The sequence below is a fragment of the Exiguobacterium sp. FSL W8-0210 genome (assembly GCF_038006045.1).
Classification (GTDB): Bacteria; Bacillota; Bacilli; order Exiguobacteriales; family Exiguobacteriaceae; genus Exiguobacterium_A.
The window spans coordinates 1557776-1571844 of record NZ_JBBOUK010000001.1 but is presented as its reverse complement, the minus strand read 5'-3'; the positions used below and the strand labels follow the sequence as shown (position 1 = coordinate 1571844).

Annotated in this window: 15 protein-coding genes; 12 read left to right on the top strand and 3 right to left on the bottom strand. The window is 50.7% G+C overall.

What is annotated here, in order from left to right; genetic code table 11:
* Positions 1-9: 9 nt before the first annotated feature.
* The 8 genes from parE to MKY22_RS08250 all read left to right on the top strand — a co-directional run bounded on the left by parE (position 10) and on the right by MKY22_RS08250 (position 8565).
* Positions 10-1980: a DNA topoisomerase IV subunit B gene (gene parE / locus MKY22_RS08285; protein ID WP_023468335.1), complete on the top strand. Its 1971-nt coding sequence runs from the start codon at positions 10-12 to the stop codon at positions 1978-1980.
* On the top strand, positions 1973-4378 hold the full coding sequence (gene parC / locus MKY22_RS08280; RefSeq protein WP_341088206.1) for a DNA topoisomerase IV subunit A: 2406 nt from the start codon (positions 1973-1975) through the stop codon (positions 4376-4378). The genes parE and parC overlap by 8 nt, the downstream gene beginning before the upstream one ends.
* Positions 4379-4676: 298 nt before the next feature.
* A complete protein-coding gene (locus MKY22_RS08275; RefSeq protein WP_341088203.1) occupies positions 4677-5147 on the top strand; it encodes an NUDIX domain-containing protein in 471 nt (156 codons plus the stop codon).
* A gap of 287 nt (positions 5148-5434) precedes the next feature.
* Positions 5435-6082 carry a hypothetical protein gene (locus tag MKY22_RS08270; RefSeq protein WP_214723219.1) on the top strand — a complete coding sequence of 216 codons (648 nt, stop codon included), beginning with the start codon at positions 5435-5437 and terminating at the stop codon, positions 6080-6082.
* Positions 6079-6873 (top strand): DUF3307 domain-containing protein, encoded by a 795-nt coding sequence (locus MKY22_RS08265; RefSeq protein ID WP_341088196.1) that lies wholly within the window; start codon positions 6079-6081, stop codon positions 6871-6873. The genes MKY22_RS08270 and MKY22_RS08265 overlap by 4 nt, the downstream gene beginning before the upstream one ends.
* Positions 6874-6919: 46 nt before the next feature.
* On the top strand, positions 6920-7471 hold the full coding sequence (locus MKY22_RS08260) for a histidine phosphatase family protein (protein WP_341088194.1): 552 nt from the start codon (positions 6920-6922) through the stop codon (positions 7469-7471).
* On the top strand, positions 7468-8328 hold the full coding sequence (locus MKY22_RS08255; RefSeq protein WP_445298380.1) for a ComEC/Rec2 family competence protein: 861 nt from the start codon (positions 7468-7470) through the stop codon (positions 8326-8328). The genes MKY22_RS08260 and MKY22_RS08255 overlap by 4 nt, the downstream gene beginning before the upstream one ends.
* A 21-nt stretch (positions 8329-8349) precedes the next feature.
* Positions 8350-8565, top strand: coding sequence for a DUF3006 domain-containing protein (locus MKY22_RS08250; RefSeq protein ID WP_029341721.1), 216 nt, complete (start codon positions 8350-8352; stop codon positions 8563-8565).
* A gap of 33 nt (positions 8566-8598) precedes the next feature.
* Here MKY22_RS08250 and MKY22_RS08245 read toward each other — a convergent pair whose 3' ends face one another.
* Positions 8599-8826, bottom strand: coding sequence for a hypothetical protein (locus MKY22_RS08245; RefSeq protein ID WP_341088189.1), 228 nt, complete (start codon positions 8824-8826; stop codon positions 8599-8601).
* Positions 8827-9048: 222 nt separating this feature from the next.
* On the opposite strand from MKY22_RS08245, the gene MKY22_RS08240 reads away from it, so the two are divergent.
* Genes MKY22_RS08240 through MKY22_RS08230 form a run of 3 tightly spaced genes read left to right on the top strand, consistent with a single transcriptional unit; the run spans position 9049 to position 11977 of the window.
* Positions 9049-9957 carry an AAA family ATPase gene (locus tag MKY22_RS08240; protein ID WP_290776844.1) on the top strand — a complete coding sequence of 303 codons (909 nt, stop codon included), beginning with the start codon at positions 9049-9051 and terminating at the stop codon, positions 9955-9957.
* Between the two features lie 2 nt (positions 9958-9959).
* On the top strand, positions 9960-11006 hold the full coding sequence (locus MKY22_RS08235) for a DUF58 domain-containing protein (RefSeq protein WP_290776845.1): 1047 nt from the start codon (positions 9960-9962) through the stop codon (positions 11004-11006).
* Entirely contained in the window at positions 11003-11977 is a 975-nt protein-coding gene (locus MKY22_RS08230; protein ID WP_341088185.1) for a hypothetical protein, read from the top strand. Before MKY22_RS08235 ends, MKY22_RS08230 begins: the two co-directional genes overlap by 4 nt.
* 14 nt (positions 11978-11991) lie before the next feature.
* Here MKY22_RS08230 and MKY22_RS08225 read toward each other — a convergent pair whose 3' ends face one another.
* Positions 11992-12333, bottom strand: coding sequence for a winged helix-turn-helix transcriptional regulator (locus MKY22_RS08225; RefSeq protein WP_341088183.1), 342 nt, complete (start codon positions 12331-12333; stop codon positions 11992-11994).
* 111 nt (positions 12334-12444) lie between these two features.
* Here MKY22_RS08225 and MKY22_RS08220 point away from each other — a divergent pair, with 111 nt between their 5' ends.
* Positions 12445-13167 (top strand): SDR family oxidoreductase, encoded by a 723-nt coding sequence (locus tag MKY22_RS08220; RefSeq protein WP_341088181.1) that lies wholly within the window; start codon positions 12445-12447, stop codon positions 13165-13167.
* 69 nt (positions 13168-13236) lie between these two features.
* Here MKY22_RS08220 and MKY22_RS08215 read toward each other — a convergent pair whose 3' ends face one another.
* Positions 13237-13755, bottom strand: a complete 519-nt coding sequence (locus tag MKY22_RS08215; RefSeq protein WP_341088179.1) for a hypothetical protein — start codon at positions 13753-13755, stop codon at positions 13237-13239.
* Positions 13756-14069 lie beyond the last annotated feature (314 nt).

Sequence of the window (14069 nt, the reverse complement as noted above, 5' to 3'; positions counted from 1 at the left end):
GTGAAATGAATGGCGACAGACTTAAATAACTACAATGATGATGCCATACAGGTGCTCGAAGGACTCGAAGCAGTCCGGAAGCGCCCAGGTATGTATATCGGTTCTACCGATCACCGTGGACTTCACCATCTCGTCTACGAGATCGTTGATAACGCGATCGATGAAGCACTCGCAGGATTCGGGGAACAAATTGATGTCACGATCCATAAAGATAATGCGATCACGGTCCGTGACCATGGACGTGGGATGCCGACGGGGATGCATGCGTCTGGAAAACCGACTGCTGAAGTCATCTTCACGGTCCTTCACGCCGGTGGTAAGTTCGGACAAGGTGGATATAAGACGTCCGGTGGCTTACACGGCGTCGGGGCGTCGGTCGTTAACGCCTTATCAACGGATTTGAAAGTAACGATCTTCCGTGACGGGAAACAATATGAGCAAACGTTTGAAAACGGTGGGATGCCGAAGACGACGTTGCTTGAAACGGGTACGACGCGTCAAAAAGGAACGAGCGTTTACTTTAAACCAGATGGCTCGATCTTCAGTACGTTGACATACAACTACGATACGCTCGCGGAACGCTTACGCGAATCCGCTTTCTTGCTGAAAGGTCTGAAGATTACGCTGACGGACGAACGGTCCGATAAACAGGACATCTTCCAGTACCAAGACGGTGTCAGCGAATTCGTCCAGTACTTGAACGATGATAAAGATACACTGCATCCGACGGTTGCGTTCGAAGGTACGGAAAACGAGATCGAAGTCGATATCGCCTTCCAGTTCACGGATGCGTACTCGGAAAACGTCCTGTCGTTCGTCAACAACGTCCGGACACGCGACGGTGGAACACACGAAGTCGGTGCGAAGACAGCGATGACACGGGTCATGAATGAATATGCCCGGAAGAACACGCTCTTGAAGGAAAAGGATAAGAACCTTGACGGAAACGATATCCGCGAAGGGTTGACGATGATCGTCTCAATCCGGATTCCGGAAGAGTTCCTCCAGTTCGAAGGACAAACGAAGTCGAAACTCGGTTCGCCGGAAGCACGGACGAGCTGCGACGCTGTCATCAGCCGTCGTCTCTCGACGTACTTGGAAGAGAACCCGCAAACGGCGACACTATTGATCAAAAAAGCGATTCGCGCAGCACAAGCGCGTGAAGCAGCGCGGAAAGCCCGCGAAGAAGCACGAAACGGGAAAAAGAAGAAACGTTCGAGCATCTTGAACGGGAAACTGACGCCTGCTGCTTCGAAAAACGCGGACAAGAATGAATTGTTCCTCGTCGAGGGTGATTCTGCCGGTGGTTCTGCGAAACAAGGACGAAACCGGACGTTCCAAGCGATCCTTCCTCTCCGTGGGAAGGTCTTGAATACGGAAAAAGCGAAACTCGCCGATATCATGAAGAATGAAGAGATCAACACGATCATTCATGCGATTGGCGGCGGTGTCGGAGCTGATTTCGACTTATCGGATTGTAATTTCGATAAAGTCATCATCATGACCGATGCCGATACCGATGGCGCGCACATCCAAGTCTTGCTATTGACGTTCTTCTTCCGCTACATGCGCCCGTTGATCGACGCTGGGAAGGTCTTCGTTGCCTTACCACCGCTCTATCGTGTCTCCAAAGGGAAAGGCAAATCGGAGAAGTTCGAATATGTCTGGGACGAAGAGACGCTCAAGAAAACGACGAAGAAGTTCGGTAAAGGTTATATGATCCAGCGTTACAAAGGACTTGGGGAGATGAACGCACCACAGCTCTGGGAAACGACGATGGATCCTGAGACACGGACGTTGATTCGGGTCACGATCGACGATGCTGCTGTTGCTGAAAAACGCGTCTCTGTCCTGATGGGCGATAACGTCGGGCACCGCCGAACGTGGATCGAGGACAATGTCGCCTTCGGTCTTGCGGAAGACCTCTCGATCATCGAGAATGAGCACGTGACGAAAGAGAGTGTGAACGAACATGTCTAATCTACAAAACATCCTGAACCTGTCGCTCGAGCAAGTCGTCGGCGACCGGTTTGGTCGTTATTCGAAATATATCATCCAAGATCGTGCCTTACCGGATGCCCGTGATGGTCTGAAACCGGTTCAACGCCGGATCTTGTATGCGATGCATACGGAAGGCAACCTGTTCGACCGGGCCTACCGGAAATCGGCGAAGACGGTCGGGGTCGTCATCGGTAACTACCATCCGCACGGTGATTCATCGGTCTATGAAGCAATGGTCCGCTTGAGCCAAGAGTGGAAACTGCGCTATCCGTTGATTGATATGCAAGGGAACAACGGATCAATCGACGGCGATAGCGCGGCAGCAATGCGGTATACGGAAGCTCGTCTTTCGAAAGTCTCGAGCTTGATTCTCGATGGGATCAACAAACAAACCGTCGATTACACGCTCAACTTCGATGATACGACGGAAGAACCGCTCGTCTTACCGTCACTCCTGCCAAACTTGCTGATGAACGGTTCGACGGGAATTTCCGCCGGTTACGCAACCGAGATTCCACCGCACCACGCGGGAGAAGTCCTCGATGCTGCAATCGGTCGGATCTCCGGGACAGTCCAGAACGTCGATGATCTATTGACGCACATGCAAGGTCCGGATTTCCCGACTGGTGGTGTTGTCCAAGGGCTTGACGGCATCAAGAAGGCGTTCGAGACAGGACGCGGGAAAGTCATCATCCGCTCGCGCTCAACGATTGAGACACTGCGGGGCGGTCGTCAGCAAATCGTCATCACGGAGCTCCCGTATGAGGTCAATAAAGCGAATCTCGTCAAACGGATGGAAGAACTCCGTCTCGACAAAAAGGTTGAAGGGGTTGCGGAAGTTCGTGATGAGACCGACCGCGACGGCTTACGCGTCGTCATCGAGTTGAAGAAGGAAGCGGACGCAGAAGGTGTCTTACACTTCTACCTCAAACAGACTGACTTACAAATTGCCTATAACTACAACATGGTCGCGATCCATGAACGGACACCGCGGCAAATGGGCGTCTTGACACTACTTGATGCGTATCTTGCACACGTCAAGGAAGTCGTCATCCGCCGGACAGCGTTTGATCTCGAACAAGCGAAACGCCGTCAGGAAGTCGTTTCTGCCTTGATGACAGCAATTTCTGTCCTCGATGAGACGCTTGCTTTGATCCGTTCTGCGTCGAACAAAGCGGACGCAAAGGAGAAGCTGATCGCGCGCTTCAACTTCACGGATCGCCAAGCGGAAGCTGTCGTCATGCTCCAACTTTACCGGTTAACGAATACCGATATCGTCGAGTTGCAGGAAGAAGCAGCGAAACTCGAGAAGGAAATCGCTCGTCTTGAGAAGATCCTTAACGATGAAAAGACACGGAATCGTCTTATCATCAAGGAATTGACAGTCTTGAAGGAACAAGTCGCAGACAAACGTCGCTCGACGATCGAAGCGGAAGTTGAAGAACTGAAGCTGAAGACGGAAGTCATGATCGCTGTCGAAGAAACGATGGTCTTCCTGTCGAAAAACGGGTACGTCAAACGCTCGTCGCTCCGTTCATTCGGTGCTTCGAACGACTTACCGGATTTGAAGGAAAAGGATCGTCCGTTGCTCCAAGGGCAAGCGATGACGACGGATCACTTGATCGTCTGGACCGTTCGCGGGAATTACTTGCTGATTCCGGTCCATCAATTGCCGGATACGAAGTGGAAAGATGGCGGTCAACACGTCGCGAACCTCGTTCCACTCGAACCGGGTGACCGGGTTCTCTCAGCGGATCTCGTTCGTTCGTTCGACGAAGCACAGCATTGCTTGTTCGTGACTCGTCAAGGGATGGTCAAACGCTCGAAACTGAGTGACTACAACGCCCAGCGGAAGTCAAAACCGCTTCAAGGTGTCCGTTTGAAGGCAGACGACGAAGTTTTGTATGCTCAGGTCTCAACAGGTCAAACGGAACTGTTCCTTGCGACACAGAACGGTTTCGGTCTCTGGTTCACGGAAGACGACGTTCCTGTCGTCGGTGTTCGGGCTGCCGGTGTTAAAGCGATCAACCTGAAGGATCAAGATGTTGTCGCGGGTGCAATTGGCTTCAAGGAAGCACCACAGATCGTTCTCTTGACGCAACGGGGTGCCTTGAAGAAGATGCGCCTCGCGGATCAGTTCCAAGTCTCGAGCCGTGCGCTCCGTGGCTTACAGTTGCTCCGTGATTTGAAATCGAAACCACACCAAGTCGCAGCATTGATCGACGTCACACAAGCGAAAGAATTGGTCCTCAGCGGAAAAGAGCAAGAGAAAGCGATCCAAATCGGTTCATTATCGTTCCTCGACCGCTTATCGAACGGTTCATTTGCCTACGATGAAGAGAAATTCGGTCCCTTACTCGACTGGTATACACGATAAGATGAGGCTCCTCCGGATAACGGGGGAGCTTTTTTAGATTTAGCGGGGCAGGAGAGGGGAATTTTGAGACGAATGCTCGGAATTTTGAGATTTATCGCTATAAATATCGTTTACAAATTGAAACACTGACCAATAACGGCTACAATAGAAGAAATAGTCAGGTCAAGATTCGTCACGAACAAGCGTCGGGTCACGCGTCTCCGCAGCTTTGCTTATAGCGTCAATTGATCAAGCAGCTACGGGACCGTCCCTTTAGCTGCTTGTTGTGCAATCTGCCGACCTTGGAGAGGTGATGAAGATGAAATTCAGACGTCGCGAAAAAGTAGCAATCTATATCACTCGGGAAAAACCTCACGGATGGGAACTACTTGTTTTTCATCCACAATCGGCTCCTGAGAGTGATTGGCAGATCCCCGCAGGTACGATCGAAGATGCTGAAATCGCAAAAGAAGCGGCTGTCCGTGAGACGCTTGAGGAAAGTGGTCTCTCGTTAGCATACGTCCAGTACATCGGCGAAGAAGAGATGCGCTATCCGGAGCGAATGCGGGTGCATTACACGTATTTCTACCATGCGCACATCGAATGCCAAGAGAACCGCTGGACGCATTGTGTGGCTGGTGACGGTCAGGATTGCGGTGATTTCTTTGATTTCGCGTGGTTGCCACTTGATCGGATCACGCAACTTGAACGCCGCCATCATATATTCCTGGATCGTTTGATTCATCGATTGGAACGGACACGTCCGTATGATTGTCGAAAACACGGTTAATTCCGTGTTTTTTTTGTTTTGTCTCACTATCTTAAGTTTACCCTGATTATGAGACAAAATCTTATAACTATTGATAATATATGTTATGTTAACTTGAATAAAAAAATGATTTTTTAGTCAGATTCATCCATCCCCCCTGTCGTGTAAAAATCGGTCTATCGTCCTGTTGGTCTTCTTCTTCATTCTTTGTTACTCTAATAACAGTAACACCGCGAATGTTACCTTTTTAACGGTAACAAATCAAATGTTTCCATGATTGTGGCAACAAATGAACAGGAGGAATCGTCATGCAAGCTGTTGCCTTGTCGTTTGATGTCAAAGGCTCCCGCGATTATCCGAGCAAAGAAGCATTACTTCAAGCGCTCCGAGAACTCGCGAACGATCTAAATACGGCATTTCCAACGAGTATCGTTCCGTTCCAAATCAAATCCGGTGATAGCTTACTAGCGGTATTTGCGGATTATCCGGTTAGTTATCCGGTCATGCTGCACTTATTGAATCAAGAATTGCCAGGTTACATCGGGATCGGATTTGGTCAATATGAGACGATTTCAACGACCCAAGCCGAAGAAGCCAATGGCAGTGCGATCATTCATGCCTTTGAAGCACAGGAATTGGCGAAGACGCTTCCGTCACGGATTGCGTTTGCTGGACCGCCCTACTTACCGACCGCCCTGCTGAATGGCTATCTCGAGATGCTTTATCCGGCGTATTTCGGGAAGACGGACCGTCAGATTGAACTGCACCGGTTGATGGATCAATATCCAGATGATACGTATGAAGAGATCGGTCTGAAGATGGGCTTTAAAGAACAAGATGCCCGCGCGAATGTCGCAAAACTCGTTTCCCGCTCGCAGCGTAAGCAACGGAAGCGTCTTGAAGCTGCCTTGACACAGGCACTGGAGCAATTCCAAGTCTGGGAGGCGATTCGGTGACCATCTTACTTAGCCTTATACTTGTCCACCTACTTGCTGATTTTCCATTACAGACGAGACGGATGGCGCTACTGAAACACCGACACCAACGGATCTTATTCCAACATATTGCCGTTCATGCGGCTCTGATGCTACTTGTCCTTGCGTTCTTCGGCATCCGAGGGGGATTAACCATCGACATCGCCGGATGGCTTGGAGGAAGTATTCTCGTGTTTCACGCCCTACTCGATGCCTCCCCGCTCAAACGTCGCGTCAAGCAAGCGGCGGCGTACTGGATCGATCAAGCGTTACATATCGCTGCTATCATCGCTTTGACATGGATATTCATCCCGATCGATTGGTCGTTGTCGTTCTCACGACCCGAGCAGGTCCTCTGGATTCTATGCTTTAGTTTAGTGACAACGGAGTTACTCGGCCACGGGATTGCCTTAATGCTCGCACCATTTGCTCCGCGCTTGATCGAAGCGCATTTCGAGCGAAAAGTGACACGTAAGGAGCAATTAGACGGCGTTTCGCGGACCGTCACACATGAAGTCGAAGATTCTGCGCGCAGTTATACGACGGAATTAAACGGAATCGGGCGTTATATCGGTCTCGTCGAACGGGCGATCATTACCTTGCTCGTCGTCACGAACGCAACCGGAGCCATCGGGTTCATCATTGCTTTGAAGGCACTGGCCCGTTTTAAACAGTTTGAAGATCGCCGCTTTGCGGAATATTACATCATCGGGAGCTTGCTCAGTATCTTAGGTGCGATTTTATGTGGACTCGCGATTCGCGTCGCACTCTAAACGATGAATGAAAGTGAGGGAGACGGTCTTGACCGTCGCACGAAGTATGAAACAAATTGGATTAGTGAGACATCACCGGGTGACGGAAGGATACCCGACGAAAGGCTGGATCAGTGCCAGCGATATTGAAAAATGGATTGAACGGTATGATACGTCAGACATCGATATTCAACCGGTCGAGCTCGGTCAGATCGACTGGACAGTCTGTTATGCCAGTAGCATGCCACGCGCCGTCCAGACGGCGAAGAGTGTCTACGATAAAGAGATCATCGTGACGGATCTACTACGGGAAGTACCGTTTCCGACGATTCAGTCGAATCTACGGTTACCGTTTCTTGGCTGGGCGGTCCTCGGTCGACTCGCAGCCCCGTTCAGCAAACGGATTCAGGCGGAGATCAAGGAAGCGAACGAACGGATTGAGGTCCTATTGAATCAATTGATGTTCGAGGACGATGAACGAGTATTGCTCGTCGGTCACGGCGGCATGATGATTTTGATGCGGGCTGCCTTGAAACGGCGCGGTTACCGCGGACCGCGGTTCGGTCATCCGCGTAACGGCATGCTCTATCTGTTCGAGAGAGAGGAACCGACATGTTGAAGTGGGGATCAACGATTCTGTTAGCACTCTGCCTGATTGTCATCTTCTACACGACCCGGGATGAAGAGCCCCCTGCCCCAACCGCGGGACAAATGGAGGTATATGGTTTTGACGTCGGTCAAGGGGATAGCACGTTCATCCGGACGAAGGAAGACGCGATCTTGATTGACGGTGGGAATAACGGCAAAGGCGAAGATGTCGTCCGCTACCTGCAAGAATTGGGTGTCAAACGCTTAACAGCAGTCATCGCGACACATCCGGACGCCGATCATATCGGTGGACTTGATACCGTCCTCGATGCCTTTCCAGTCGATAGCGTCTATGCCCCTCGTGTCACGCATACGACAGAGACATACCGCGATTTCCTCCTTGCCGTCAAGCGCGAAGGGGTGACGATCAAGTCGGTTAAGGCAGGTCTTGAGATACCGAGTGAAGCCGCACGCTTTACGTTCCTTGCGCCCCTAACGGACGGAACGCAGGATCTCAACAGTTGGAGTGCCGTTCTGCGGGTCGAACATGGACAGGATCGGTTCCTCTTCATGGGTGACGCTCCGATCCGGACGGAACGACAATTGCTCGAGTCAGATGTCGATCTTAGCACCGATGTCTTGAAGCTTGGGCATCACGGAGCAGACACATCGTCCTCCCTGGCCTTCCTAAAAGCCGTTGATCCGAAGCGAGCGTTGATCTCAGCCGGGAAGGACAATGCCTATCGTCACCCACGCCCCTCCGTCTTACAGGAGCTAAAGACAGAACGGATTACGATTGACCGGACCGATCAAAGTGGAACGATCCAGTATATCTCGACCGGTGACGGCATCAAGGAATCGAACCGGACCGATTTACGGCCGGAATAACGAGACGTGGAGGTGCATCAGATGCGATTGACCCTAGCTGATTTTGAAGACGATCTAGCGATTTGCGAGACCGACGACCGCGAGACGATCACATTACCGAAAAGTCGTTTGCCGCGCCAGGCGACGATTGGCGACCGACTCGACTGGACCGGGCGCTCGATTCGGATCTTACGCGATGAGACGAACGCACGTAAAAAAGAGATCTCCGAGTTGATGGATGATCTCTTTGAAGAATGATGAGACTCCCTCGGAATGCTGAGGGAGTCTTTTTTAACCGAGTAGACTGATGACGAGTCCAGCGAGGATGCCTGCTGTGAATAAGGAACCGATCGTATACGTCAGCAAACGTAATCCGAATGGGAGCCGACGAATCGCGGAAAAGGCTCGACGATTCGGAGGTCCTCCGGCAACAATACGTTGATACTCGTCAATAGGACTGTGAGCAACATCCTGTTGCTGGTTTAGAGTAGAGTTCGATTCGGTAGTATGTGATTTCATCTGTCCATCCTCCCTATTCCAATGACTATATCCTTCTATTCGCTAAGTGACTTCATAATCCTGTTTCAATTTTTTTGATATTTTACGAAACTTTTGGATGAAACTGGTAGTATAAAAGATAGACGTATTTCTTTATGCGTGATTCCTGGAAAATCACTAGCAGTTTTTTCTGAATTTTCGTACACTTTAGAAATACGATGCATCTTAAAGGGGGAATCATCTATGTTTCAAACGTTACGTACATCACTCAAACAATCTGTCCTTGGTCAGGACGATGTGATTGATCATTTATTGATGGGCTTACTCGCAGAAGGTCATGTGTTGCTCGAAGACCGTCCGGGGACCGGTAAGACGACATTAGCAAAAGCACTGGCGCAGACACTCGAAGCGAAGTTCTCACGTGTTCAATGTACAGCGGATACGTTACCGACCGACCTACTTGGGATGGAGCTGTTCAACCCGCTGACAGGATCGTTTGAACAACGGTTTGGTCCGCTGTTCGCGAACATCGTCCTCGTCGATGAAATCAACCGGACGACTCCACGGACACAGTCAGCATTGCTCGAGGCAATGGCGGAAGGGCAAGTGACGATCGGGGATACATCTTATACGTTACCGCAACACTTTCTTGTCATCGCGACACAAAATCCGTTCGATGGACACGGTACATTCCCATTACCGCATGCCCAACTCGACCGTTTCTTGTTCAAGTTATCGTTCGCTCCGCTGACACGTCAAGCGGAAAAAGCATTATTACGCGGGGTGCACTTAACAGCAGCCGAACTACAGATTCCGCTCGAACAACTCAATGACTGGAAAGAGGAAGTCGTTGCCGTCTCGATCGAGGATAGCGTCGAAAACTACTTACTCGATGTCTGTGACGCACTCCGCGCCCATCGTGACGTTGAGATCGGACCGAGTCCACGAGCGACGCTCGCACTCTTAAAAGCAGCAAAAGCACGGGCCTGGATGCAGGAGCGGACGTACGTCACACCAGAGGACGTCAAGCACTTGGCGACGCCATTGCTTGCCCACCGTCTCGTCTTGACGCTCGAAGCGACGCTGAAGCTATCGAACGAACGTCTCGTCGAGCAAGTCCTCGATTCACTCACTGTTCCGACTGAGGTGTAATCATGCAATTGATCATACCAAAAGGCTTTAACCTCATCATTCTTACGATGACAGGTGCAAGCGGCGTCATCGTGGGACTCTATGGTCCTGTCTGGATTGCGGCTTTATTACTCGCCTATACATTATATGGCTGGGTGATGCCGTATTATCTCGAATACGTTGCGAAGCGGATTCGCGTCCGCCTCCTTGAGACGGTTCGCGCTTTTCGAGAGGAAACGATCCAGATACCGTTCGAATTGTCGAACCCAACGAAGTTACCACTCGGTCGCATCACGATTTCTGGCTTGCTCGGGGATCAGATCAAGCTTCCTGATGCGAGTAGTCAATTTTGGCGTCAACACTTATATGTCAGCAAACAGACGATTGTGCCGTTTTCAATCGATGTCATTGCCGCTCACCGGGGAACGATTCGGATTCAGTCGTTTGACGTCATGATCTTGGATCCGTTTCATTTGATCACAATCTATGTGACGCTTGATATCCAAGAGCTGGGTCACGTCTTCCCTGACTTTGCACCAGCGTCAGTCGAGTGGAATGAGCGGATGATTCCCGGTGAGACGATTGATCGCTCGAGTCCGTTCACCGATCGCTCGAGTTTCCACTCCGTCGTCCCCTACTCCGGAGATGCGAAGTCGATCTACTGGTCCGCTTATGCGAAGACGAATGAGCTGTACTCGTATCAATATGATCGGAAACGTAACCATGATTATGCCGTCATCGTCGATGGCTTGTCCGCAGACGGACTCGCCCTCCGCTCGGACTTCGAGAAACTATTATCGCGTGCCGCGACGATCATCCGTGAACTCGAGAAACAAGGGGCTTCCTACAGCCTCTGGATTTCGATGGTCAACCGATCCGGTCAGTGGTACCATGTTCCGTCTGGTATGGGAAAACATCAATTCCTACGGACGATGGAATGCCTTGCCCGGATTTCCGAATACGATCTACCGCTCGAGCGACGGTACTTCACGAAGCGATTGCAACGTAGTGTGCCGTCGACGACGGCGGAGATTCATCTCGGTCACCGGCAGAAAGGAGTGAGCGCATGATTCTCTGGTGGATATTCCTTGCGAGTCTGTTACCGGTTCCGTTCTATCTCGCGATCGCTCTTCCGGTACTCGCTTTCGTACCACATCGTTCGCTTCGAATCGGATTACAGTTACTCGTAGCGGGGTCCTTGTTTTTCCTCTCTCCCGTAGCTAGCGTCTTAACCCTTGTCTTCGTCGCCTGGACCGCGTTTCTTGATACGATCGATTCGGCGTGGCGTTACGCTACGAGTGCGATGGTCATCGGCGTCGTGATGGTATTGTTCCCGGGAGTGACACCACCAATTGGCGCATTTTTAATTTTGGTCTTCGTTCTTGCGTATCCATTCGTCGTCACCTACATGACAGAATGGCGGCGTATCTTCCCGACGATCGCGCTGGTCCTCAGCGCGGGGCTGATCATCGCTGTTGTCTTCCGTCTCACGAAAGAAGCGCTCGTCGGATCCGTCATGAGTGCGATTCGTCCGCTATTTGAAGCATTCGGTTCATTGTTCCTTTGGACGGAACCACTTGGTCGGGAAGCGGACACGATGACGAACCGGGCAATGGGGCTAGAGAATATCAAAGGTGTTCAAGACGTGGAGCAAGCTGCCGTCCAGGCAGGAACACCGGATTGGATTTGGATCGCAACGACGCTTCTGACAGTGATCTTAGTTGCGGTTACGCTTTATGTCATCCGGAAGCGAAAAGTCATAGCGATCGAAAGAGAACAAACCGTCAAGCACTCCAAACAAGTACGGGCACATGCGCCAAAACGGCATAGTCATCATCCGCTTCTGAAGATTGCTTCTCAGCTCGAGCAAGCTTTCCCAAGACGCCATGAAGAGACGACGCTTGAATGGCTGACACGGATCGAGTTCCCGGATACGGTGCAAAACGCTCGTCTGATTGACGGGATTGAGTTCAGTCCAAGTGAACCGGCCTACGACATTCAGACGTTCCGCCGTCAAGTACGAGAACAAATCGAACGTTAACGAAAAGCCCCTGCTCATGGAGCAGGGGCTTCCTCGTCGCATAATTGGTTGCGTGGTGTCGTCGCGAGTCCCCAGTCGCAGATCGCATCGAGTAGTGGAATCAAGGACGTACCTTTCGCACTTAACGCATACTCAACACGAGGTGGGATTTCCGGGTAGACGGTCCGCGTAATCAAGCCATCTTGTTCGAGTTGCTTCAGCTGCTGTGTCAGCGTCTTCGGTGAGACGTCCTGGATATAACGCTCCAGTGTATTAAAACGTACCGCGCCTTCCTCATGCAGCTCGTACAAGATCATCACTTTCCACTTGCCTTGAATCTGACGCATCGTCGCATCGAACTCATTTAGATACGGCATACCGTTCCCTCCCTTACCAAAAGGTAACCGACTGACCTAAAAGTGCGTACTTCTCGGATTGGTTTCCCTCTGTTATCTTCAATTTATCATATCAAATAAGGAGACGATATCATGAAAACAGGATTCATTGCCATCACCGGTGCTACGTCAGGAATCGGGCATGCGATTGCGCGAACGTTCATTCAGAAAGGGTACCGCGTCTTATTGCTCGGACGACGGATTGATCGTCTTACGAGCCTTGCTTCAGACGATGTCTTGATCCGCCAAGTCGCAGCCACCGACCGAGTTGCCCTCGATGCTGCTTTAGCAGACGCGACGGAAGCGTTCGGACCGGTCGAAGCCATCATCAATAATGCAGGACGGATGTTACTCGGTCAAATCGAGACACAAGACGCGGAAGAATGGGAAGAGATGTTTGACGTCAACGCGCTCGGTGTCTTACACGGCATGCAAGCCGTCCTTCCCTCGATGGTAGAGCGCAAGACCGGCACGATCATCAATATCAGTTCGATTGCGGGTAAAAAGACGTTCGCAGACCATGCCGCGTACGTCGGTACGAAATTCGCCGTCCACGCGATGAGTGAGAACGTCCGAGGTGAAGTCGTGTCTCACGGTGTCCGCGTCATGACGATCGCACCAGGTGTCGTCGAGACGGAATTACTCGGTCATACGACAAGTGATGCGATCAAGGACGGCTATAACAAATGGAAACAGTCGATTGACGGTGGACTCGATCCGCAAGTCGTCGCGGACACCGTCTTATTCGCCTTCGAGCAACCGCAACATGTGAACATCCGGGAAATCGTCTTAGCCCCGACGAAACAACTCGATTGACGAAAAAACAGATCGAAGTGTTTGGAAGTAGATGTACTTCCGAGCGCTTCGGTCTGTTTCATTCAAGCGTTACTTTGCTAAGTGACTCTGTTCAATCGTTTGAAAGATCGATTGATAGATCTTCAGTTGCTCTGAACGATTCGGTCGTTCGATTCCCTCACCAAACAACCAGGTCGTCTTTTGTGTACCGTCATAGAGCATACCAGCCGCAAACGTCGGATTCGGCACCGAGATGCTTTCCTCATAGGATAGACTCGGATCAAGAAACGGTTCGATGGATTTTTGAGAGCCGATAAAGAAAAAGGGAATCTGCGCCTTCCGGTAGACGGTAGCATAGTCACGTCCCGCTACCTGATGTAAGTACTCCGGCATAATCATGACGGCGTCGTATCGTCGTAAATCTCCTTTGATCTCCTGCAGATCAATCGAATGGAAGTCTGGGGATTGCGTAAGTACTGGAGCCGTTCCGACGACGGCGATGGTGAGATCGATGGTACTGGCTTTTGGCGTCAACGTTGGTTTTTTCATCATACATACGGTAAGCAGTAGACTGAGTGCAAGTAAAGTCATGATGGTTCTTTGTCTCATCTGTCCCTCCATGATTTCCTAATATTAGGTCTTTCGCCTAGTTCCTTTATACCATAGAAATGGGTGACGTTATGTTTTTGCACAATAGGCAAATCGCGTGAATAAAGTACCAACAGAAGCCAATAAAAAAAGACTCCCTGATTGGAGTCTCCTTACTTTTCAGCATCGATTTTCGAAGCTTTTTTTGCAATGACGACAATAAAGACGATGGCACCGACAGGAATCACGAGCGGCATCCAGTCGAGGATATACTGTGCGTTCATCGTATCCCCCCTTACCTAGCAAGCTATAAGCGTAGCATATGCCAATTGCTG